Below are 21,511 nucleotides of genomic sequence, written 5' to 3' on the forward strand. Positions count from 1 at the left end.
GAGGAGGAACACGATGACCGATTTCACCAGCACGACCGACAGCGACGGCGTTGCCGTCATCACCTGGGACGTTCCGGGCAAAAGCATGAATGTCATGTCGATGGAGGGCTTCGCCACGCTGAATGCCCTTGTCGATGCCGCCCTTGCCGATCCGGGCGTGAAGGGGATCGTCATCACCTCCGGCAAGAAGGATTTCGCCGGGGGGATGGATCTGAATATCATCGCCGGGATGCGGGCCGGGGGCGCACAGGCGATCTTTGACGGCGTGATGAACATGCACGGCATCCTGCGCAAGATCGAACGCGCAGGCATGGACCCCAAGACGCTGAAGGGCGGCAAGCCCATCGCGGCGGCGCTGCCGGGCACGGCGCTGGGCATCGGGCTGGAACTGCCGCTGTCCTGCCACCGCATCTTTGCCGCCGACAATCCCAAGGCCAAGATCGGCCTGCCGGAAATCATGGTCGGCATCTTCCCCGGCGCCGGTGGCACCACGCGACTGGTGCGCAAGATGGGCGCCATGATCGCGGCGCCCTTCCTGCTGGAAGGCAAGCTGAGCGATCCGAAGAAGGCCAAGGCCGCCGGGATCGTGGACGAGGTGGTCGCGCCCGAGGAACTGCTCGCCCGCGCCAAGGACTGGGTGCTGAACGCCACCGATGCCGATCTGGTGAAGCCCTGGGATGCCAAGGGTTACAAGATGCCCGGCGGCGCGCCCTACAGCGCGCAGGGGTTCATGACCTTCGTCGGCGCCTCGGCCATGGTGAACGGCAAGACCCAAGGCGTTTACCCGGCAGCAAAGGCGCTGCTGAGCGCAGTCTACGAGGGTGCGCTGGTGCCCTTTGACACCGCGCTGAAGATCGAGGCGCGGCAGTTCACCTCTGTGCTGATAAACCCCTCGGCCACCGCGATGATCCGCAGCCTTTTCATCAACAAGGAGGCGCTGGAGAAAGGCGCCAACCGCCCGCAGGTGCCGGATCAGAAGGTTGCCAGGCTCGGTGTGATCGGCGCCGGCATGATGGGGGCGGGCATCGCTTATGTCGCGGCCAATGCCGGGATTGGGGTCGTGCTGATCGACGCGACGCCCGAGGCGGCGGAGCGGGGCCGCGCCCATTCGGAAAGTCTGCTCGACAAGGGCATGAAGCGTGGCAAGGTCACCGCCGAGAAAAAGGCCGAAGTGCTGGGCCGCATCACCGCCACAGCCGATTATGCGGCGCTTGCGGGCTGCGACCTGATCGTCGAGGCTGTGTTCGAAGATCCGAAGGTCAAGGCCGAAGTTACCGCGAAGGTCGAGGCCGTCGTTGGTGCCGATTGTATCTTTGCCACCAATACCTCCACCCTGCCGATCACCTCGCTGGCCAAGGCCAGCCAGCGGCCGGAACAGTTTATCGGCATCCATTTCTTCTCGCCGGTGGACAAGATGATGCTGGTCGAGATCATCCGCGGCAAGGCGACCGGCGACCGCGCCGTGGCCAAGGCGCTGGATTTCGTGCGCCAGATCCGCAAGACGCCCATCGTGGTGAATGATGCGCGCTTCTTCTACGCCAACCGCTGCATCATCCCCTATATCAACGAAGGCATCCGCATGCTGGCCGAAGGGGTGGAGCCGGCGCTGGTGGAAAATGCGGCAAAGCTCGTCGGCATGCCGCTGGGGCCGCTGCAACTGGTGGACGAAACCTCGATTGATCTGGGTGTGAAGATCGCCAAGGCGACGAAGGCGGCGATGGGCGAGGCCTATCCCGACGGCGCGGTGGATGAGGTGATCTTCTGGATGGCCGATCAGGGCCGCATGGGGCGCAAGGCCAACGCCGGCTTCTACACCTATTCCGACAAGGGCGAGCGTCTGGGCCTTTGGGACGGGCTGGAAGCCCGCTATCCGGTGGCGGAAGCCCAGCCCGATCTGGCCGAGGTGCAGCACCGTCTGCTGATGGCGCAGGTGCTGGAAGCGGTGCGGGCGCTGGAGGAAGGCGTGTTGACCGACATCCGCGAGGGCGATGTGGGGGCGATCCTCGGCTGGGGTTTCGCGCCCTGGTCAGGCGGGCCGTTTGGCTGGCTGGACATTCTGGGTGCGGCGCGCGCGGTCGAGATTTGCGACGGGCTGACCGAACGGTTCGGGGCGCGTTTCACGGCGCCGAAGCTGTTGCGTGATATGGCGGGGAAGGGGCAGAGTTTCTATCCCGGACCCACCGCGCAGGCGGCCTGAGGTGGCACCGGGGGCTTCGCGCCCCCGGACCCCCGCGGGATATTTTTGCCAAGATGAAAGCGGCTCAGGGATCGAAGCAATAGCCGAAGCGGGCGATGTCTTCGGCGCTGTCGCTGGCGATCATCTCGGCGGTTTCATCGGTGAAATAGCCGCGCCAGTCCCGGGCGCGGCTGCTTTCGTTGGCTTGGGGGAGGGGTCCGAGGCGGAAGCCCAGATGTGCTTCGACTGGAGCAAGGTCTTCTGCCAGATGTTCGAGCCGCACATAGGCCGAGGCGCGTTCCTGTCCAAAACGGTCGGTCAGGTAGCTGCGGGCGGGGCTGGCGCGGAAAGCCGCGCGGGTCTGGGAATGGGCGGTAAAGGCGCTGAAGTCGAGGCTTTGCGCGAGGCTCACCGCCGGATGGGCGAAGCTCTGGTCGCGCAGCCAGTGGTAATAGCTGACGGCTCGGTCCCAAGGGTTTCGGACCAGCGTGAAGGTGAAGAAACTGGCGATTTCATCGTCGCGCGCAAGTCCCGCGATGTCGGCCAGCGTCGCATGTTTCCAAAGCCGTCCATGGCTTTGCACCCCCTGCCAGCGGTTCTTGCGGGCGCGGGCCTTGGGTGTGTCGCCGATGAGGATGTCATCCTTCATCGCCCGCGCTTCCAGCGCGAGGGCAAGCGCTGTGCCGCCGGTCTTTGGCATATGGACAAAGATGAAGCGGCGTCCGCGCGACAGGATCATGCGATGGCGTTGGGCAGGGCGCGGCCTTCGGCGAAGGCCGTAAGGTTGTCGAGCGCCATCATCCCCATCGCCTCGCGGACTTCCAGCGCGGCAGTGCCCAGGTGCGGCAGCAGCGTCACGGTATCGAGCGCGCGCAGCGCCTCGGGCACCAGCGGCTCGCGTTCGTAGACGTCCAGCCCGGCACCGGCGATGCGGCGGCCTTCAAGCGCCGAGATCAGCGCAGCCTCATCCACCACATCGCCGCGCGCGATATTGACGAGGATCGCGTGGGGCTGCATCGCGGCCAGTGCCTCGGCGTCGATCAAGTGTCGCGTGGCGGGGCCGCCGGGAACGGCGATGACCACGACATCGGCCGCCATCGCCTCAACCAGCGGCACCTGACGGGCAGGCAGGCCGGGGTCGGTGACCGAGCGGTTGTGGAACACCACCTCCATCCCGAAGCCGAAATGGCAGCGCCGGGCGATGGCGCGGCCGATGCGGCCCATCCCGATGATGCCGACGCGCTTTCCGGTCACATGCAGGCCCAGCATCTGCACCGGATGCCAACCCTGCCACTGGCCCGAACGCACCAGCCGCTCGCCCTCGGCAGCGCGGCGGGCGGTCATCAGGATCAGCGTCAGCGCGATGTCGGCGGTGGCATCGGTGACGGCGCCGGGGGTGTTGGTCACCGCGAGGCCGGCGGCGCGGGCGGCGGCCACGTCGATATGGTTGTAGCCCACGCCGAAATTGGCCAGCAGGCGCGCCCGCGGCTCTGGCACATCGGCAAAGACCGGGGCCGCGTAAAGATCGCCCAGCGTCGGTAGCACCAGATCGTAATCGCGCAGCGAGGCGCGCAGTTCTTCGGGTGTCAGCGGCAGAGTGTTTTCCCGCGCGGTCACGTCGAACCGGGCACGCGCGGCCTGCATCACGCGGTCAGGCAGCGGGCGAGTGATCAGAAGCCGCATCAGAACAGCCGCCCGCCCAGTGGCACTTCATGCCCCGGACCGATCAGCACGACCTCGCCCGCCGCATCGGGAACGCCCAGCACCAGCACCTCGGATTTCACCGGGCCGATCTGACGCGGCGGGAAGTTCACCACCGCCAGCACCTGACGGCCGACCAGTTCCTCGGGCTTGTAATGCACGGTGATCTGCGCGGAGGAGCGTTTCTCGCCAATCTCGGCCCCGAAATCGACCCAGAGCTTGATGGCGGGCTTGCGCGCCTCGGGGAAGGGTTCGGCGCGGGTGATCACGCCGACGCGGATGTCTACCTTGGCGAAATCATCATAGGTAATGGTCATTTGCCCAGTTCCCGCCCGCGATCCGCCGCCGCCTTGACCGCGCGCCGCAAGAGCGGCGGGAAGCCGGTTTCGGCATCCATCAGCACCGCCAGCGCGGCGGCCGTGGTGCCGCCGGGGGAGGTGACGTTGATGCGGAGCTGGCTGGCGGTTTCCGGTGATTGTTGCGCCAGTTCGCCTGCACCGCAGACCGTGGCGCGGGCCAGTTGCATCGCCAGTTCGGCAGGCAGACCCTCGGCCTCGCCCGCTGCTGCCAGCGCCTCGATCAGGTGGAAGACATAGGCAGGGCCGGAGCCGGAGACGGCGGTGACGGCATCCATCTGGTGTTCGCCTTCCAGCCGCACGACCTGACCCACCGCCGACAGCAGCGCCTCGGCCAGTTGCAGGTCGGCCTCGGTCGCGCGCGGGTTGCCGGTGATCGCGCTGATGCCGCGCCCCACGGCGGCGGGGGTGTTCGGCATGGCGCGGATGATCGGCGTCGTGGCGCCGAAGGTTTCCTCAAAGCTGGCGATGGTGGTGCCGGCGGCGATGGAGAGGAACAGCGTGTCACCGCCGCCCAGGGCCACGACTTGCGGCAGCGCCGCGCCCATCATCTGCGGTTTCACGGCCAGCAACACGATGGCGGGGGCGGCAGGCAGCGGTTCGTTCAGGTGAACGCCAGTGGATTTCAGCCAGTCCGAAGGATAGGGCTCGATCACATGGACCGAAGCGGGGGGCACGCCCTGCGCCAGCCAGCCTTCCAGCATGGCAGAACCCATCTTGCCGCAACCCAGCAGCACAAGCCCCCGGTCCTTCACCCGATCCAGCATCGCATCCCCCGCGTCTTGCCCGTTTCGGGGCGCAGCTTAGGCAGCCGGGCGGGCGGGGGCAATGGCCGGTTTGGGGGGCGGTTCAGGCGCGGCCGTAGGCTTCGGCCATGGCAACGCCCATCGCTTCGGCCGGGTCACGCTCGCCCCAGACGACAAGCTGGAAAGCAGGGTAATAGCGCTCGCAGGCTGTGATGGCCGCCTCGATCATGCGGCCGATCTGTTCGCTGGCGGCGAATTGGCCACCGGCGAGCGAGAGGCCATAACGCCAGACCATCAGCTGCTGTTCGGCCCAGAAGGTGAAGCCACCGGCCCAGACCTGATCGTTGCAGCGGTTCAGCACGTCGTAAAGCGCGGGCAGGCGCGGGGCAGGCGGCTCCATCTCGAAGGTGCAGATCAGGCGGAGTTCTTCGTCCTGTGGCGACCACGCCAGTGTCAGCGCATAGGTGCGCCACAGCCCTTCGACGGCCATCGCGATCTGATTGTCAGTCAGGCGGTCAAATTCCCAGGCATGATCGGCGGCAAGCGTTTCGGCCATGTCGATCGGGTGCAGGTCATCATGCACCAAGAAATCTTCTGCAAGCGACATCCCTGACCTCATCTACCGATTGCGCCACCTTATCCACAATTGGCTGTGGGTTTGGCGGCCAAGCACAGAACACTTTGTGGCCCCTTACTAGATATGGTGTCGCCAAAGGGGAAGTCTGTAAAGGACTTTCGCGGCAAATCTTCTGTGCATAACTGCACGAAGATGCGGAAACGAACCGTTGCACGGGCCGGTCCGATGACAAGCCGATGGGCGGAGGAAAGCCGGATCAGATCAGTGCCAGCAACACCGCAAGGGCCAGCATCGCCCCCCATGCCCGCCAGAGCGCGGTGCAGGCGGCCTCGATCTCGGCCGGGCCGGGGTCGCGGCGGCCCTCGGGGTGGACCCAGGCGAAGGTGCGCATCTCGCCGTGATAGCTGCGCGGGCCGGAAAGCGCGATGCCCAGCACGACGGCCATGGCGGCCTCGGGCCAGCCGGCATTGGGGGATCGGTGCAGCGGCGCGTCACGCAGGATGATCCGCGTTGCGTCGGGCCGCCAATGCGCCAGAGCAAGCAGAAACGCGGTCAGCCGTGCAGGGATCAGGTTCAGCAGGTCGTCAAAGCGCGCAGCGGCCCAGCCGAACGCCTCGTGCCGGGGGGTGCGATGGCCGATCATGCTGTCGGCGGTATTGGTGATCTTGTAAAGCAGAAGGCCGGGCAGGCCCGCGACCAGATACCAGAACAAGGGCGCGATGACGCCATCCGACAGGTTTTCCGCCGCGCTTTCGATGGCGGCGCGGGCGACGGCGGGGGCATCCATCGTGGCGGTGTCACGCCCGACGATCCGCGCCACCATGCGCCGTCCTTCGGGCAGCGACTGGCGCAGTCCGTCGGCGACGGCGCGGACGTGATCGACCAGGCTGCGCTGGGCCAGCAGAATGGCGGCCACCAGCACCTCGATCACCCCGGCATCGGGCAGGGCGGCGATCAGCAGGCCCAGCAGCCAGCCGCCGCCGGCCAGCAGGGCCATGGCAAAGGTGCCACGCGCGCGCCGCATCCGGCCCTTGTTCAGGGCATGGTCCAGCCTTCCGACCGCACGGCCCATCAGCACGGCGGGATGCGGAACGCGATCCCACAGCGCCTTCGGCTCGCCTAGTGCTGCGTCCAGCAGCATGGCGGGGACCAGCAGCGCCGCGCTCATATGTGAAGCCCTTGCAATGCGGCGGCAAGACGGTCCCAGCTTTTGGCCGGGGGCAGGCCAAGCCGCAGCCAGCGGCGGGAATAGGGGAAGATCCGGCTCCAGATCTGCCGCTCTGCCAGCGCCTCTTGCCAGCGGGTGGCGTCATCGACCTCGTAAAGGCGAAAGAGCGGGGTGCCGCCCACCAACGGAACGGCGACCATTTCATCCAGCCGTGCGGCGTCGCGGATCAGGCGCAGGCGCGTTGCCTCGGCCCAGGCGGTATCCTCCAGCGCGCGCGCGCCGATCTCCAGCGCCGGGCCGGAGACTGGCCATGGCCCGAGCCGCTGCGAGAGCGCCCCGACCAGTTCGGGATCGCCGATGGCAAAACCCAGCCGCAGCCCGGCCAACCCCCAGAACTTGCCAAAGCTTTTCAGCACCAGCGTGCCGGGGCGGGCGGCCAGATGGATCAGGCTGCGGTCGGGGGCGATGTCGCAGAAGCTTTCGTCGATGACCGTCAGTGGCAGAGCGCCGGGGGCGGCGTGGAAGCGGCCGTCCGGGTTGTTGGGATGCACCAGAACCTGCGCGCTGGCGCCGGTATCGACAACCTCCCACCCCGCCGCGCGAAAGGCGCGGGCATGTTCGTTGTAGGTAGGGCCGGGGATGTGCACGCGGCCCGCAGGCAGCAGATGCGGCACCAGCGCAATGGGCGCCGAGGCGCCGGAGACGGCCAGAACCGCCGCGCCTTCCGGCACAGACCAGACCCGCCGCGCCGCCGCGATCAGCCGGTGCTGTGCTGCGTGGTCGGGCAGGGCGGTCCATGTGTCCGCAGGCAGGGCAGGCAGCGGAAAGGGCTCGGGATTGATGCCGGTGGAAAGATCCAGCCAGTCGGCGCGCACACCGCCGAAGCGCGCCGCAGCCGCGTCAATCCCGCCGCCATGATCTGCCTGAGCTTCTGTCATATCCGCACCTCCGGCCCGCAGGGATGGCCGATTTGCCGCCCAAGCGCAACCATTCCGGTAGCCCGCCGTGTCTTGCGGCCCACGATGGCGGAATTCTTTCGAAAATGTCGGTTGTTGCCTTGTTGTCAATCACTTCCGGGCGCGTAATGGTAAAAGGACGGCGACGGGAGGAACGCCATGCTGGAATTTCTGTCTCAGGAGTTGCGCGAGGGGTTTGCCCTTGCTCAGACCCGCCGCGCGCGGCGCAGCCGGTTGCGTGTGCAGTTGGGCGAGGCGGTCTTTCCGGTGCTGAGCCTCAGCGAAGAAGCGATGGTTCTGGATGCGGCCAAGGTGCCGCGTCTGCGCGGGATGGTCGATGTCTACGACGGGGCGCGCCATATCCTTCAGGGGCTGATCGTCGCGGCTCAGGTCGAAAATGGCCGTCTTGTCTGCACCTTCAAGCGAAGCAACCGCGTCAGCGAAACACCGCCGCTGGACTATCCGCGCGACGAAAATGCGCCCTCCGGCTATCTGCCGTGGCGCTGACCGAGCCAGAGGCGCTGTATCACGATCCCGCCTTCACGCGGTTCTATGACCATGAAAACGGCTGGGCCGCCGATAGTGCGGCCTGCCTGCGGCTGGCGCAGGGCTGTGACTCGGTGCTGGATCTGGGCTGTGGCACCGGCATGGTGGCGGCAGCGATTGCGGAAAACGTGCCGCGTGTCGTCGGTGTCGATCCGGCGGAGGCCATGCTGGGGGTGGCGCGCGGCAGGCCCGGCGGCGAACGGGTGCATTGGGTGCAGGGCGATGCGCGGGCACTTGATCTGGGCGAAAGCTTTGATCTGGTGATCCTGACCGGCCATGCCTTTCAGGTATTTCTGACGGCGGAGGACCGCGCCGCCATGCTGGGTGGCATTGCCCGCCATCTGCGACCCGGCGGGCGGTTCCTCTTCGACAGCCGCAACCCGGTGTGCGAGGAATGGCGCGACTGGGTGCCGGAACGATCGGAAAGCCGGTTCATTCATCCGCAGGCTGGGAAAGTGCGGGTGTGGAACGATGTCGCCCACGATGCGGCGACCGGCATCGTCACCTACTGGACCTTCTACCAGCCCGAGGGGCAAACGGCGCAGCGCGCCGAATGCCGTATTGCCTTTGCCCCACAGGCGGAAATCGCGGCGCAGATCGCGGCGGTGGGGCTTGAGGTCACCGAATGGTGGGGTGATTGGTCTGGCACCCCCTGGCATGCGACGGCCCCCGAGATTATCCCGCTGGGCCGCCGCGCCTGAGCCCTATTGCAGATCGGCGAAGGCCGATTGCAGGCGTGCCACCGCCTCGGCCACCTGCACACGCGGGGCGGCAAGGTTGAAGCGCAGGAAGTTGTCGCCGCCCAAACCGAAGCTCGCCCCGTGGTTGGCGGCGATCTTCGCGCCCTTTTCGACGCGGTCAATGAACTCGGCCGGGGCCATGCCGGTGCCCGAGAAATCGACCCATGCCAGATAGGTGGCTTCGAGGTTCATCGAGGCGAGGCCCGGAATCGCGTTCACGCCTTCGTCAAACAGGCGGCGGTTGCCGTCCAGATAGGCCATCAGCGCATCGACCCAAGCCGCGCCCTCGGCGCTGTAGGCGGCCGTCGCCATGAACAGACCGAAGGAATTGGCCGAAATCCCCATCGCATTCATCCGCGCGGCAAAGCGCGCCCGCAGTTCGGGGTTGAGCACGATCACATTGCCGGAATGTGAGCCCGCGATGTTGAAGGTCTTGGTGGTGGCGGACATGACGACCAGCCGGTCCACGATACCGGGTGCGGCCAGTGGCATGAGAGTATGTTTTTGGCCCGGATAGATCAGATCGTGATGGATCTCGTCAGACACGAGGATCAGGTCATGCTTTTCGCAGAAGGCGGCGATGGCCTGCAATTCCGCCACGCTCCAGACCCGGCCGCCGGGATTGTGGGGCGAGCAGAGCACGAACATCTTGGTGCGCGGGGTGATCCGCGCCTCCCAGTCGGCGGTGTCAAAGACATAGCGCCCGGCCTCAATCTTCAGCGGGCATTCCACCACCTCGCGCCCGGCGGCGCGGATGACGCGGGCGAAGGCGTGATAGACCGGGGTCATCAACACCACGCCGTCACCGGGCGCGGTGAAGGCATCGACGCAAAGGGCGGTGCCGTTCACAAGGCCATGCGTGGTGAAGATCGCCTCGGCAGGCACGTCCCAGCCATGGCGATGTGCCATCCACCAGCGGATCGCTTCCAGATAGGCGCGGTCATCGCCGTAATAGCCGTAAAGGCCGTGGGCGGCCATGTCCTCGACGGCCTTCTGCACGCAATGCGGCGGGCGGAACTCCATATCCGCGACCCACATGGCGATCCCTTCCGCGGCCGACACGCCATAGAGCTTTTCCATCATGTCCCATTTCACCGAATGGGTGCCGTGGCGGTTGATGATCTCGTCGAAATTGGGGGCCGGGGTCATGCGGATTCCTTCCGTTCGGGCGGTCTTTTGGCGCAGACTAGGCCGGGTGGGAGGAACGGGCAATCCATCGCATCGAACTGATCATATGTTGCGATACGCTGTTGCATGGTGGGAGATTTTCTCAATATCATCGCCAGATCAGGGCATCATTCCGCATGAAGGGCGGGCAGGCACCCGCTTCGCGTCACGACCTCCCTTTGCCATGGTTGCGCGGCGGGCGGACAGCGCGTAAATCAGGGCCATGAAGCGCCCTATTCTTATTCATCCCGATCCGCGTCTGAAAAAGACCTGCGAGCCTGTCACCGACATCACGCCCGATCTTGCGGCGCTGGTCGAGGACATGCTGGAAACCATGTATGATGCGCCGGGCATCGGGCTGGCCGCGCCGCAGATCGGTGTGATGCGCCGGGTGATCGTGCTGGATTGCGCCAAGGCGCCCGAAGCGCCGCGCCCTCTGGTCATGCTCAACCCCGAGGTCACATGGGCCTCGGAAGATCTGTCCACCTATGAGGAGGGCTGCCTGTCGATCCCGGATCAATATGCCGAGGTCGCGCGCCCGGCCCGTGTGCGTGTCACATGGACCGCGCTGGATGGCAGCGCGCAGGAGGAAGAGTTTTCCGATCTCTGGGCGACCTGTGTGCAGCATGAAATCGACCATCTGAACGGCAAGCTGTTCATTGATTTTCTGGGCCCGCTGAAGCGGCAGATGATCACCCGCAAGATGGAAAAGCTGAAGCGCGAACGCGCGCGGCAGGGCTGAATGGCGGTTCTGCCGATCCTGCGCTGGCCCGATGTGCGGCTGGCGACGCGCTGCCTTCCGGTGGGCACGGTGGACGAAGAGGTTGGCCGTCTGGCCGCCGATATGCTGGAGACAATGTATGCCGCGCCGGGGCGGGGGCTGGCAGCACCGCAGGTCGGGGTGCTGCGACGCATCTTCGTGATGGATACCACCTGGAAAGAAGGCACGCGCAGCCCGCGCGTCTGCATCGACCCTGATATCCTGTGGATGTCCGAAACCCGTGCCGAGGGGCCGGAGGGCTGCCTGTCCATCCCCGGCGTCACCATGCAGGTGCGTCGTGCGCAGGCGATCCGTCTGCGCTGGACCGGGCTGGATGGCAGGCTGCACGAACAGGAGTTGCATGATTTCGAGGCGGTCTGCGCCCAGCATGAATTCGATCATCTTGACGGCATTGTGATCTTCGACCGCATTTCCCCCGAGGCCCGCGCCCGTGCGCTGGCGGAGTATGAGACATGACCGTCCGCCGCTGCATCCCCTGGCCCGACAAGCGCCTGCAAACGGTTGCCGTCCCGGTGGAGGCGATCACCGACGAGGTGCGCGCGATCTGGCGCGACATGGTTGACACGATGGAGGCGATGCCGGGCTATGGCCTTGGTGCGCCACAGATCGGCGTCATGCAACGGCTCGCCGTCGTCGATTGCAGCGAGGAGCGCGGCAAGGTCGTGCTGATGGCCAATCCCGAGGTGCTGCATGCCAGCGTGCAGTTCCGTGAGCACGAGGAAGCCAGCCCCAACCTGCCCGGCGTGTCCGCCGTCATCAGCCGCCCGCGTGCGGTCACGGTGCGGTTCCTGAATGCCGGGGGCGAGATGGAGGAGCGCGATTTCGTGAACCTCTGGGCGACCTCGGTGCAACACCAGATCGACCATCTGAACGGCCGGATGTATTTCGACCATCTGAAACCGCTGAAACGCAAGATGCTGCTGCAAAAGGCCGAAAAGCTGCGGAGGCGCGGATGAAGGTCGTGTTCATGGGGACGCCCGACTTCTCGGTCCCCGTGCTGGAGGCACTGGCCGCGGCGCATGATGTGGTCTGCGTCTATAGCCAGCCGCCGCGCCCGGCGGGCCGGGGCAAGAAAGACCGCTCCTCGCCAGTGCAGGCGCGGGCCGAGGCTTTGGGCATCCCGGTGCGCCATCCGGTCAGCCTGAAAGGCGCCGAGGCGCAGGCCGATTTCGCGGCGCTGGGTGCCGATGTCGCGGTGGTGGTGGCCTATGGCCTGATCCTGCCGCAAGCGGTGCTGGATGCGCCGCGCCATGGCTGTCTGAACATCCATGCCTCGCTTCTGCCGCGCTGGCGCGGGGCGGCGCCGATCCATCGCGCCATCATGGCGGGGGATGCGGAAACCGGCGTCTGCATCATGCAGATGGAGGCGGGGCTGGATACCGGCCCGGTTCTGCTGCGCGAGGCGACGGTGATCGGCCCCGAGGAAACCACCGGCGCGCTGCACGACCGGCTGAGCACGATGGGCGCACGGCTGATCCTTGAGGCGCTGTCACGCCTGTCGGATCTGCGCCCCGAGCCGCAACCCGACGCGGGCGTGACCTATGCCGCAAAGATCGACAAGGCCGAAGCGCGGGTGGACTGGTCCGCCCCGGCAGTCGAGGTCGATCGGCTGATCCGCGGCCTTTCGCCCTTTCCCGGCGCATGGTGCGAGGTGGCGGGAGAACGGGTGAAGCTGCTGGCAAGCCGTCTGGTCGAAGGGCAGGGCGCACCGGGGCAGGTGTTGGGCGGCCTGCGCATCGCCTGCGGCACTGGCGCGGTGGAGATCACGCTGGCGCAGCGCGAGGGCAAGCGCGCCATGGCGCCCGAGGATTTCCTGCGCGGCTTCACTTTGCCCGAAACCATCGGCTGATCCTGACAGGTTTTGTCAGCACGGGGTTGGCACATTATCCCCGAAAGGGGAAAGGCCATGACGATTCAGGAAGTTCGATACTGGGCCCTTACGGGCTCTGCCGATCATGCCACCACCGGGCGCGCACTGGGTATCGTTCAGGTCTGCCATGGCAAGGTGGCGCTGTTGGGCCGATCTGCCTGTTGCTGGACCGGCTTGACCTGACGCGGGGTTTGCGTTCTGGGGCATGGCCTTCCGCTATGACCTGCGCGAACTGACGGCGGCAGATTTCACCTGCATCGCCGGGGCCATGGGCTGTGGCATGGACATGGACCCGCCCTTGCGCCAAGCTGGAGCCGGATGATCCGCTGCGAGGCTTGGCCATGAACTTTCTGCTTATCCTGATCGTCGGCGCGGCGGCAGGGTTTCTTGCCACCCGCTTCATGCGGGTGCAGGCCGATGTGCCGACCACGGTGTTCATCGGCACAGTCGGTGCCGGGCTGGCCTGGGTGATCGTGCGGCTGCTGACGCGGCTGGCAAGCTCGGGCCTGATGTTCGTGCTGGCGGTCGTAGGCGCCATGGCGCTGATCTGGCTGTGGCAGCGCTTTAGCCGCTGAGCCGTTTGACCGCATCCTTCAGACGGAACCCCTTGCCACCTGCGGGTTGCCAGAGCCTTTGCCCCTGCCATGCCGCGAACAGCAGCGCGGCGGCCTCTTGCGCCTTGGCGCCGCCGCCTAAACGCAGGGCAATGGCCGTTTCGACCCGCTGGCGCCACCGATCGGCGCGTTCGCGCAGCACCGGATCACGGAAATCGGCGGCCAGATGCGACAGGTCGGCCGTTTCCGGTGTGTCGGCCCCCAGAGCCTTGAGGAAGGCCTGCGCCCCCTTGGCATTCAGCGGCGCATCGGCCTCGGCTGTATCGGTCGCGGCCTCCAGCGCCTCCCACCCGGCGGCGAGGGCGCTGTGCACCATCGCCTCGCGCGTGCCAAAGCGCTGCACCAGCGTCGGCGCGGCAAGGCCGATGGCGCGGGCAACGGTCTGGAAAGAGACCGCGCGTTCGCCGTCGCGCGCGATCATGCGCCGGATTTCGGCGTAGACATCGGTATCGGGGATGATCTTTCTGCGGGCCATGTGCCGATCATAGCCACAGGATTGTAAAGGAAAAGCCTCAGCGCAAACCGTCACGCGGCGGGCGGGGGCGATAGACCGGCAAACGCCATCCCAGCGCCACCGAGCCGGCCCGCAGGGTGAAGGTGGCAGCAGCACAGGCGATCAGCGCGGTTTCGCGGCCCATGCCCGCCAACAGCAGGGCGGCGAGTGCCCCCGCAAAGGCGGCGGTGACGTAAAGCTCCCCCTGTTTCAGCACCAGCGGCACCTCGTTGCACACCACATCGCGCATGAGGCCGCCCATGCAGCCGGTGGCGACGCCCATCAGGATGACGACCGGCCAGCCAAGCCCGGCATCCAGCGCCACCGCCACCCCGGCGGGCACGGCCACGGCCAGCGCGAAAGCATCGAGCCAGAGCAGTGTCTTGTAGCGGCTTTCCAGAAGATGCGCGGTGAAGAACACCAGAACGGCGGCCAGTGCGGGCACCGCCAGAATACCGGGATCGGCGATCCAGAACACAGCCTCGCGGTTGATCAGCACATCGCGCAACGTGCCGCCGCCAAGGGCCGTCAGGCAGGCGATGAAGACGAAGCCCACCAGATCAAGCTGCGCCCGGCTGGCGACCAGCGCCCCGGTCAGCGCAAAGACCAGAACCGAGGCGTGATCCAGCGCCCCGATCAGTGTCATGCCGCGCCCTGCTTCTTGAAGGGGGCCATGCCCTCACGCGCCAGTTCGTCGGCGCGTTCATTTTCGGCATGTCCGGCATGGCCCTTGATCCAGCGCCATTCGACCTTGTGCCGCGCCTGCGCCTCGTCCAGCCGCTGCCACAGATCGACATTCTTCACCGGCTTGCGGTCGGCGGTTTTCCAGCCATTCTTCTTCCAGCCGAAGATCCAGCCGGTGACGCCGTTCTTCACATAGGCGCTGTCGGTAACGACAATGATTTCCGACGGGCGGCTCAGCGCCTCCAGCGCGGAAATGGCGGCCAGAAGCTCCATCCGGTTGTTGGTGGTATCGGCCTCGCCGCCGTTCAGCGTGCGTTCCTTCACCACCACCTCGCCCTCGCGCGCCAGCAGCAGAACCCCCCAGCCGCCGGGGCCGGGATTGCCGGAACAGGCGCCATCGGTATAGGCGAAAAGCTGGGGCATCGGGTTTCCTTTCCTTGCACGCCCGCCTTACAGCGCGACGCTGAGGGATGCCAGAACCCCGATGGTCAGCATGAGCCGCAGCCGCATCCACCAGGCGGGGGCCAGCCCCTCGTTCCAGAACCAGAAATCGAACGCCAGAAGCACGGTATAGCCGGCGATCAGGGCAAGAAGCGGGTAGGGATGGCCCGGCGCCAGCGCCAGAAAGGCCCAGAGTGCGGGGATCGTGGCAAGAATATAGGCCACCCATGCCTCGCGCCCCTCGGCCCGCGTGGCAAAGCCCCACAGGGCACCGGACAGAAAGCAAAGGATGATCACGCCGTAATGCACCAGCATCCGGTTGCCGTCGGCCAGGGCGGCCAGCAGCGGATGCGCCACCGGCCAGCGCGCCAGAGACGCCCCCGCCAGAAACGGCGTCAGGCCCAGAAGGCCCAGAATAGCAACGGGTTGCGGGATCATGCGGCGCGCTCCATCGCCAGTTTCACGCCCAGTCCAGCGAAGGACAGGGCAAAGGCGCGGCGCATCCATGTCATCACCCGCGTGCTGCCCAGAATGGCACGGCGGCCCGAGGCGGCAACGATGGCGTAAAGCACGAAGGTCGCAAAGGTCATGGCGGCAAAACCGAGACCGAGTTCGATCATCTGCCCTGGCGTGGCCCCGGTGGTCGGCAGGAATTGCGGCAGGAAGGCCACGAAGAACAGCGGCAGCTTGGGGTTGAGGATGTTCAGCATCACCCCGCGCGTGATGATGCGCGCCGTGCTGGCCGGGGCGGCGGGGGCAATATCCATGCCGCCCCGCCCGCGCAACACGGCCCAGGCCATCCACAACAGATAGGCGACGCCAGCATATTTCACGGTCTGGAACAGCACCGCGCTGGTCAGCAGGATCGCGGCCAGACCGGCCAGCGCGACGATCATGTGCAGGATGGTGGCCAGCGTGCAGCCGGTGGCGGCCCAGACCCCGGCACGGAACCCGCCGCCAAGGGTGACGGACAGCGTGTAGACCACGCCGATACCGGGGCTGATGCAGACAATGAAAGCGGTCACGAGAAATTCGGGCGACATGGAAACCTCCGCTGTTTGCGCCAGACTAGGCACTCGCGCGGTGGTGGCAAGCCCTTCGATGCGTGCCTATTCCGCCATGCGCAGGATGCGGGGCACCTTGAACTCCACATGCTCCTTCGCGGTTTCAACCAGTTCCACCGTGGTGTCGAACCGTGCCCGGAAGGCATCAATGACCTCGTTCACCAGCACCTCGGGGGCGCTGGCGCCTGCGGTGATGCCAACGGCGCGGATACCCTCCAGCGCGCGCCAGTCGATGTCGGTGGCACGCTGCACCAGTTGGGCATAGGCGCAGCCATTGGCACGGCCCACCTCGACCAGACGCCGCGAGTTCGAGGAATTGGGCGCCCCGATCACCAGAAGCGCGTCGATCTGCCCGGCGATGGCCTTGACGCTGGCCTGCCGGTTGGTGGTGGCATAGCAGATGTCTTCCTTATGCGGGCCGACAATGGCCGGAAACCGTGCCTTCAATGCCGCGACAATCTCGATCGTGTCATCCACCGAAAGCGTGGTCTGCGTGATGAAGGCGAGTTTTTCGGGGTCTCGCGGGTGAACCGCAGCCACATCGGCGACGGTTTCCACCAGCAGCACCTCACCCGCAGGCAGTTGCCCCATGGTGCCGATGGTCTCGGGGTGGCCAGCATGGCCGATCATGATCATCTGAAGGCCGTTTTCATGGTGCCGCTCGGCCTCGATATGCACCTTGCTGACCAACGGGCAGGTGGCATCGACCCAGATCATCTCGCGCGCCTGTGCGGCGGCGGGCACCGATTTCGGCACGCCATGGGCGGAAAAGATCACGGGGCGGTCGTCGGGCACCTCGTCCAGTTCCTCGACGAAGACGGCGCCAAGCGCCTTCAGCCCGTCCACCACGAATTTGTTGTGCACGATCTCGTGCCGGACATAGACCGGGGCGCCCCATTTCTGAAGCGCGATCTCGACGATCTTGATGGCGCGGTCCACACCGGCGCAAAAGCCGCGCGGGGCGGCGAGGTATAGGGTCAGCGGCGGTTTCGGATCGGTCATCGGGGGCCTCGTTCGCGTCTGGCTTCCAGCTAAGCGCTCGGGCGGCTCAGGTCCAGCCCCAGGAGATCACACCGGCGGTCACACCGGCAAGAACGGCATAGCGCGCGGTCTTGGCAAAGCCCACGATCAACAGGAATTGCCACAAGGGAACCCGGAAGGCCCCTGCCAGCAGGCAGATCACATCGCCCAGCGGCGCCCAGCTGAGCAACAGGCTTAGCTTGCCCCAGCGCCGATACCAGCTTTCGGCACGGGCCATCCGTTCGGCAGGCAGGCGCAGACGGTGTTCGATGGCTCGGGCGCCACGCCCCATCGCCCATGTCACGGCGGAGCCTGCGGTATTGGCCAGTCCGGCCAGCAGGATCATCGGCGCAATCGGGGCGGAGTCTGCAAGTTGCAGGCCCACGAATACGGCTTCGGATTGCATCGGAAGCGGCGTTGCGGCCAGAAAGGCGGCCAGCATCAGACCGGTCAGGGCGAGAATCACGGCGCTGTCATCGGAATGTCATCCCGGCCGCCCTTCTGGGGAGGGCGACCGGAACAGGATCACTGGCCGCTGGCCTGCGGCAGATCCTCACGTTCGATCACGCGCGGCTCGCGCGGCGGGCGGCCGATGACTTCGCGCAGTTCGTCCAGCTCGATGAAATTGTCGGCCTGGCGACGCAGTTCGTCGGCGATCATGGGCGGCTGGCTGCGGATGGTCGAAACAACCGAAACGCGAACGCCCTGACGTTGCAGGCTTTCGACCAGCGGCCGGAAATCGCCATCGCCCGAGAACAGCACAATATGATCGACCCGCGGCGCCAGTTCCATGGCGTTCACGGTCAGTTCGATATCCATATTGCCCTTCACCTTCCGGCGACCCTGGCTGTCGGTATATTCCTTGGCCGGTTTCGTCACCATGGTAAAGCCGTTGTAATGGAGCCAGTCCACCAGCGGCCGGATCGGCGAATAATCGTCGTTTTCCAGCAGCGCCGTATAGTAGAAGGCCCGCAACAGCTTGCCCCGGCGCATGAACTCCTGCCGCAGAAGCTTGTAGTCGATGTCAAACCCAAGCGCCTTTGCAGCCGCGTAAAGGTTTGATCCGTCTATGAACAGCGCAAGCCGTTCGTCCTTGTAAAACATATCATTTTCCCCTCAAATGTCTCTCGCAAACAACGTCAAAACAGGTATGGCTGTCCGGCAGGCTGCCGCGGGAAACAGTAGTCGATACCAAGTCGCCCACGTTTTGCACAACCTATACTTAAGAGACTATCATTGAATACGGCGATGGCAAATCAAGCTCTGATTGCATTGGGCGGGAATCTTCCTGACGGGGATCGTTCGCCTGCCGAGACCTTGCGCGCGGCTTTGCGGCGGCTGCGCGAACTGGGTCTGGCCCCCATATCCGTCAGCCGGTTTCATGCGACTCCGTGTTTTCCTGCCGGGGCGGGGCCGGATTATGTGAATGCGGCCGCAGTGGTGGAATGCGGGCCTTTGACCGCCGCCGAGGTTCTGGCCACCCTTCACAGGGTCGAGGCCGAATTCGGGCGCGAAAGGTTGTCGCGTTGGGCGGGGCGGACACTGGATCTTGATCTGCTGGCAATGGGTGGACAGGTGCTTCCCGATGCCGCGACCCAGGCCGAATGGCGCGACCTGCCGCCCGAGGCGCAGGCCCGTCGCGCGCCCGACAGCTTGATCCTGCCGCATCCCCGCTTGCAGGACCGCGGCTTCGTGCTGGTGCCGCTGGCCGATGTGGCGCCGGACTGGTGTCATCCGGTACTGGGCCTGACGGTGCGGCAGATGCTCGCGCGGCTTCCGGCCGAGGACTTGGCAGGGATCACGTTGATTTGACAGGGGCGATGACACGCAATCCGCTCTTGTCAAGGGGCGAGCTTGGGCTTAAAGAGGCCGTTCCATGCCCCATCCTTGACGGAGACCCCCATGGCCCGCGTGACGGTCGAAGATTGCGTTGACAAGGTTCCCAACCGGTTCGAACTGGTTATGCTGGCCGCACACCGCGCCCGCGAAATCGCGTCTGGCGGGGTGCTGACCGTCGATCGCGACAATGACAAGAATCCCGTCGTGGCGCTGCGCGAGATCGCCGAGGAAACCCAGTCGGCCGAAAATCTGCGCGAGCGGATGATCGAAAGCCACCAGACCCAGATCGAGGTGGACGAGCCGGAAGACGACCAGATGGCCATGCTCATGGGCAATGGCGAGATGGTGGATCGCCCGGCGCAGGACGACATGTCGGAAGAAAAGCTGTTGCGCGCCCTGATGGAAGCGCAAGGCGACCGCTGATCGGCGGCAGATACAGGCGGGCAGGGCAGCATGATCGACGTCGAGGATCTGATTGCCCTCGTCCGTAACTACAATCCGCGCACAAACGCCGATCTGATCCGCTCGGCCTATGCCTATGGCAAGGCCATGCATGAAGGGCAGTTCCGCAAGTCGGGCGAGCCCTATTTCACGCATCCGGTGGCCGTTGCCGCCATCCTGACCGAACAGCGGCTGGACGATGCGACGCTGGTGACGGCGCTTCTGCATGATACGATCGAAGATACCAAGGCCAGCTATGGCGACATTGCCGCCAAATTTGGCGAGGAAGTCGCCGAACTGGTGGATGGCGTCACCAAGCTGACCAATCTGCAACTGACTTCGACCGAGTCGAAACAAGCCGAGAATTTCCGCAAGCTTTTCGTTGCAATGTCGCGCGACCTGCGGGTCATTCTGGTGAAGCTGGCCGACCGGCTGCACAACATGCGCACCATCAAGAGCATGCGCGCCGACAAGCAGGTGCAGAAGGCGCGCGAGACGATGGAGATCTTCGCGCCCCTTGCCGGTCGGATGGGGATGCAGTGGATGCGCGAGGAGCTGGAAGACCTCGCCTTCCGCGTTCTCAACCCCGAGGCGCGCAATTCGATCATCCGCCGCTTTATCGCGCTGCAACGCGAGGCGGGCGATGTGGTGCACAAGATCACCGCCGACATCCGCAACGAGCTGGAAAAGGCGCAGATTGAGGCCGATGTCTATGGCCGCGCGAAAAAGCCCTACAGCGTCTGGCGCAAGATGCAGGAGAAGGATCTGGCCTTCTCGCGTCTGTCCGACATCTATGGCTTCCGCGTGATCTGCGGCTCGGAAACCGATTGCTACCGCATTTTGGGCGTCATCCACCAACGCTGGCGCGCGGTGCCGGGGCGGTTCAAGGATTATATCAGCCAGCCCAAATCCAACGGCTATCGTTCAATTCATACCACGGTCTCGGGGCGCGACGGCAAGCGGGTCGAGGTGCAGATTCGCACCCGTCAGATGCACGAGGTCAACGAATCTGGCGTCGCCGCGCATTGGTCCTACCGCGAAGGCGTGCGGGTCCAGAACCCGTTCGCGGTGGACCCGGCGAAATGGGTCGCGGCCCTGACCGAGCGTCTGGGCGAGGAAGACCACGACGATTTCATGGAGAACGTGAAGCTGGAAATGTACACCGATCAGGTGTTCTGCTTCACGCCCAAGGGCGATGTGATCCAGTTGCCGCGCGGTGCGACACCGCTGGATTTCGCCTATGCGATCCATACCCGCATCGGCAATTCCACGGTTTCCGCCAAGGTCGATGGTATCCGCGTGCCGCTGTGGACGCGGCTCAAGAACGGCCAGTCGGTCGAGATCATCACCGCCGAAGGCCAGCGTCCGCAGGCTGCATGGGTTGATCTGGTGGCCACGGGGCGCGCCAAGGCCGCCATCCGGCGGGGCCTGCGCGAAGATGACCGCGGTCGTTTCGTCAAGCTGGGGCTGGAGCTGGCGCGGGTGGCCTTCGATCACGCGGGCAAGCGTGTGTCCGACAAGGCGCTGCGAACCGCCGCGCGCATGATGGGCCTGCCCGACGAGACCGAGCTTCTGGCACAGATCGGTTCGGCCGAAACCACGGCCCGCAAGGTTCTGGAAACGCTTTACCCCGAATTGCAGACCGCGCAGCCCGACGAGGTGGATGTGCAACGCCCGGTGCAGGGCCTGACCGCCGATCAAAGCTACCGCCGTGCGCCCTGCTGCCAGCCGGTTCCGGGCGAACGGATCGTCGGCATCACCTATCGCGGGCAGGGCGTGGTGATCCATGCCATCGACTGCCCCGCGCTGGCCGAATACGAGGAACAGCCCGAACGCTGGATCGACCTGCGCTGGCAAAGCGGGCGTCATGCGGCGGTGAATACCGTGACGCTGGATGTGACCATCGCCAATGATGCGGGTGTTCTGGGGCGCATCTGCACCTTGATCGGCGAGCAGAAGGCCAATATCTCGGATCTGAACTTCGTGGATCGCAAGCCGGATTTCTTCCGTCTGCTGGTCGATGTGGACCTGCGGGATGTCGAACACCTGCATATGGTCATGACCGCACTTGAGGCGGAAAGCGATGTGGCGCAGGTCTCGCGTTACAGGGATCTGGGCCGGAAACCCTGAA

Annotated in this window: 28 protein-coding genes; 12 read left to right on the forward strand and 16 right to left on the reverse strand. The window is 65.6% G+C overall.

Going from position 1 to position 21,511, the window contains the following annotated elements; genetic code table 11:
- The first annotated feature begins 13 nt into the window (after positions 1 to 13).
- Positions 14 to 2,197 (forward strand): 3-hydroxyacyl-CoA dehydrogenase NAD-binding domain-containing protein, encoded by a 2,184-nt coding sequence (locus D2N39_RS05745; RefSeq protein WP_119133790.1) that lies wholly within the window; start codon positions 14 to 16, stop codon positions 2,195 to 2,197.
- Positions 2,198 to 2,261: 64 nt separating this feature from the next.
- Here the strand turns inward: D2N39_RS05745 and D2N39_RS05750 are convergent, their stop codons facing one another.
- From D2N39_RS05750 to D2N39_RS05780, 7 genes are all read right to left on the reverse strand, one after another.
- Positions 2,262 to 2,915 carry a sulfotransferase family 2 domain-containing protein gene (locus D2N39_RS05750; protein WP_119133791.1) on the reverse strand — a complete coding sequence of 218 codons (654 nt, stop codon included), beginning with the start codon at positions 2,913 to 2,915 and terminating at the stop codon, positions 2,262 to 2,264.
- Positions 2,912 to 3,859 (reverse strand): 2-hydroxyacid dehydrogenase, encoded by a 948-nt coding sequence (locus D2N39_RS05755; RefSeq protein ID WP_119133792.1) that lies wholly within the window; start codon positions 3,857 to 3,859, stop codon positions 2,912 to 2,914. Before D2N39_RS05755 ends, D2N39_RS05750 begins: the two co-directional genes overlap by 4 nt.
- Complete coding sequence (locus D2N39_RS05760) at positions 3,859 to 4,194, reverse strand: tRNA-binding protein (protein WP_119133793.1); 336 nt, start codon at positions 4,192 to 4,194, stop codon at positions 3,859 to 3,861. The genes D2N39_RS05755 and D2N39_RS05760 overlap by 1 nt, the downstream gene beginning before the upstream one ends.
- Positions 4,191 to 5,000: a pyrroline-5-carboxylate reductase gene (gene proC / locus D2N39_RS05765; protein ID WP_119133794.1), complete on the reverse strand. Its 810-nt coding sequence runs from the start codon at positions 4,998 to 5,000 to the stop codon at positions 4,191 to 4,193. Before proC ends, D2N39_RS05760 begins: the two co-directional genes overlap by 4 nt.
- Before the next feature lie 82 nt (positions 5,001 to 5,082).
- Complete coding sequence (locus D2N39_RS05770) at positions 5,083 to 5,586, reverse strand: type III secretion system chaperone family protein (protein ID WP_119133795.1); 504 nt, start codon at positions 5,584 to 5,586, stop codon at positions 5,083 to 5,085.
- A gap of 226 nt (positions 5,587 to 5,812) precedes the next feature.
- A complete protein-coding gene (gene cbiB, locus D2N39_RS05775) occupies positions 5,813 to 6,724 on the reverse strand; it encodes an adenosylcobinamide-phosphate synthase CbiB (protein WP_119133796.1) in 912 nt (303 codons plus the stop codon).
- Positions 6,721 to 7,662, reverse strand: a complete 942-nt coding sequence (locus D2N39_RS05780; protein ID WP_119133797.1) for a threonine-phosphate decarboxylase — start codon at positions 7,660 to 7,662, stop codon at positions 6,721 to 6,723. Before D2N39_RS05780 ends, cbiB begins: the two co-directional genes overlap by 4 nt.
- A gap of 177 nt (positions 7,663 to 7,839) precedes the next feature.
- On the opposite strand from D2N39_RS05780, the gene D2N39_RS05785 reads away from it, so the two are divergent.
- Both D2N39_RS05785 and D2N39_RS05790 read left to right on the forward strand, forming a co-directional pair.
- Complete coding sequence (locus D2N39_RS05785) at positions 7,840 to 8,187, forward strand: hypothetical protein (RefSeq protein WP_119133798.1); 348 nt, start codon at positions 7,840 to 7,842, stop codon at positions 8,185 to 8,187.
- On the forward strand, positions 8,178 to 8,927 hold the full coding sequence (locus D2N39_RS05790; protein WP_199725203.1) for a class I SAM-dependent methyltransferase: 750 nt from the start codon (positions 8,178 to 8,180) through the stop codon (positions 8,925 to 8,927). The genes D2N39_RS05785 and D2N39_RS05790 overlap by 10 nt, the downstream gene beginning before the upstream one ends.
- A gap of 3 nt (positions 8,928 to 8,930) precedes the next feature.
- Here the strand turns inward: D2N39_RS05790 and D2N39_RS05795 are convergent, their stop codons facing one another.
- Positions 8,931 to 10,115, reverse strand: coding sequence for a MalY/PatB family protein (locus D2N39_RS05795; protein WP_119133799.1), 1,185 nt, complete (start codon positions 10,113 to 10,115; stop codon positions 8,931 to 8,933).
- 241 nt (positions 10,116 to 10,356) lie between these two features.
- Here D2N39_RS05795 and def (D2N39_RS05800) point away from each other — a divergent pair, with 241 nt between their 5' ends.
- From def (D2N39_RS05800) to D2N39_RS05820, 6 genes are all read left to right on the forward strand, one after another.
- Positions 10,357 to 10,875 (forward strand): peptide deformylase, encoded by a 519-nt coding sequence (def, locus tag D2N39_RS05800; RefSeq protein WP_119133800.1) that lies wholly within the window; start codon positions 10,357 to 10,359, stop codon positions 10,873 to 10,875.
- Positions 10,876 to 11,370 (forward strand): peptide deformylase, encoded by a 495-nt coding sequence (gene def, locus D2N39_RS05805; protein WP_119133801.1) that lies wholly within the window; start codon positions 10,876 to 10,878, stop codon positions 11,368 to 11,370.
- Positions 11,367 to 11,870: a peptide deformylase gene (def, locus tag D2N39_RS05810; RefSeq protein ID WP_119133802.1), complete on the forward strand. Its 504-nt coding sequence runs from the start codon at positions 11,367 to 11,369 to the stop codon at positions 11,868 to 11,870. Before def (D2N39_RS05805) ends, def (D2N39_RS05810) begins: the two co-directional genes overlap by 4 nt.
- Positions 11,867 to 12,763, forward strand: coding sequence for a methionyl-tRNA formyltransferase (gene fmt / locus D2N39_RS05815; protein ID WP_119133803.1), 897 nt, complete (start codon positions 11,867 to 11,869; stop codon positions 12,761 to 12,763). The genes def (D2N39_RS05810) and fmt overlap by 4 nt, the downstream gene beginning before the upstream one ends.
- A gap of 57 nt (positions 12,764 to 12,820) precedes the next feature.
- The gene (locus D2N39_RS22805) at positions 12,821 to 12,967 is read left to right on the forward strand and encodes an EVE domain-containing protein (protein WP_158589779.1); all 147 of its coding nucleotides are present in this window, start codon (positions 12,821 to 12,823) and stop codon (positions 12,965 to 12,967) included.
- A gap of 158 nt (positions 12,968 to 13,125) precedes the next feature.
- Positions 13,126 to 13,359 (forward strand): GlsB/YeaQ/YmgE family stress response membrane protein, encoded by a 234-nt coding sequence (locus D2N39_RS05820; RefSeq protein WP_119133804.1) that lies wholly within the window; start codon positions 13,126 to 13,128, stop codon positions 13,357 to 13,359.
- Here the strand turns inward: D2N39_RS05820 and D2N39_RS05825 are convergent.
- The 8 genes from D2N39_RS05825 to D2N39_RS05860 form a co-directional block, all read right to left on the reverse strand.
- Complete coding sequence (locus D2N39_RS05825) at positions 13,349 to 13,873, reverse strand: TetR family transcriptional regulator (protein ID WP_119133805.1); 525 nt, start codon at positions 13,871 to 13,873, stop codon at positions 13,349 to 13,351. The genes D2N39_RS05820 and D2N39_RS05825 overlap by 11 nt on opposite strands.
- Positions 13,874 to 13,910: 37 nt before the next feature.
- Positions 13,911 to 14,537 carry a trimeric intracellular cation channel family protein gene (locus D2N39_RS05830; protein WP_119133806.1) on the reverse strand — a complete coding sequence of 209 codons (627 nt, stop codon included), beginning with the start codon at positions 14,535 to 14,537 and terminating at the stop codon, positions 13,911 to 13,913.
- Positions 14,534 to 14,998 (reverse strand): ribonuclease HI, encoded by a 465-nt coding sequence (rnhA, locus tag D2N39_RS05835; protein ID WP_108128120.1) that lies wholly within the window; start codon positions 14,996 to 14,998, stop codon positions 14,534 to 14,536. The genes D2N39_RS05830 and rnhA overlap by 4 nt, the downstream gene beginning before the upstream one ends.
- Positions 14,999 to 15,025: 27 nt before the next feature.
- Positions 15,026 to 15,454: a DUF3429 domain-containing protein gene (locus tag D2N39_RS05840; RefSeq protein ID WP_119133807.1), complete on the reverse strand. Its 429-nt coding sequence runs from the start codon at positions 15,452 to 15,454 to the stop codon at positions 15,026 to 15,028.
- Entirely contained in the window at positions 15,451 to 16,059 is a 609-nt protein-coding gene (locus tag D2N39_RS05845) for a LysE family translocator (RefSeq protein ID WP_119133808.1), read from the reverse strand. The genes D2N39_RS05840 and D2N39_RS05845 overlap by 4 nt, the downstream gene beginning before the upstream one ends.
- A gap of 66 nt (positions 16,060 to 16,125) precedes the next feature.
- A complete protein-coding gene (ispH, locus tag D2N39_RS05850) occupies positions 16,126 to 17,082 on the reverse strand; it encodes a 4-hydroxy-3-methylbut-2-enyl diphosphate reductase (RefSeq protein ID WP_119133809.1) in 957 nt (318 codons plus the stop codon).
- 46 nt (positions 17,083 to 17,128) lie between these two features.
- Complete coding sequence (locus D2N39_RS05855) at positions 17,129 to 17,566, reverse strand: YqaA family protein (protein ID WP_233557058.1); 438 nt, start codon at positions 17,564 to 17,566, stop codon at positions 17,129 to 17,131.
- A 59-nt stretch (positions 17,567 to 17,625) separates the two neighbouring features.
- Positions 17,626 to 18,204: a LabA-like NYN domain-containing protein gene (locus D2N39_RS05860; RefSeq protein ID WP_119133810.1), complete on the reverse strand. Its 579-nt coding sequence runs from the start codon at positions 18,202 to 18,204 to the stop codon at positions 17,626 to 17,628.
- A 144-nt stretch (positions 18,205 to 18,348) separates the two neighbouring features.
- Here D2N39_RS05860 and folK point away from each other — a divergent pair, with 144 nt between their 5' ends.
- The 3 genes from folK (at position 18,349) to D2N39_RS05875 (ending at position 21,510) form a co-directional block, all read left to right on the forward strand.
- Complete coding sequence (gene folK, locus D2N39_RS05865; protein WP_119133811.1) at positions 18,349 to 18,912, forward strand: 2-amino-4-hydroxy-6-hydroxymethyldihydropteridine diphosphokinase; 564 nt, start codon at positions 18,349 to 18,351, stop codon at positions 18,910 to 18,912.
- A 90-nt stretch (positions 18,913 to 19,002) separates the two neighbouring features.
- Positions 19,003 to 19,362, forward strand: coding sequence for a DNA-directed RNA polymerase subunit omega (rpoZ, locus tag D2N39_RS05870; RefSeq protein ID WP_119133812.1), 360 nt, complete (start codon positions 19,003 to 19,005; stop codon positions 19,360 to 19,362).
- A 30-nt stretch (positions 19,363 to 19,392) separates the two neighbouring features.
- A complete protein-coding gene (locus tag D2N39_RS05875; RefSeq protein WP_119133813.1) occupies positions 19,393 to 21,510 on the forward strand; it encodes a RelA/SpoT family protein in 2,118 nt (705 codons plus the stop codon).
- The last annotated feature ends 1 nt before the right edge of the window (position 21,511 follow it).

Origin of the sequence: Gemmobacter lutimaris (assembly GCF_003570715.1) — a bacterium.
GTDB classification, from domain to species: domain Bacteria; phylum Pseudomonadota; class Alphaproteobacteria; order Rhodobacterales; family Rhodobacteraceae; genus Gemmobacter; species Gemmobacter lutimaris.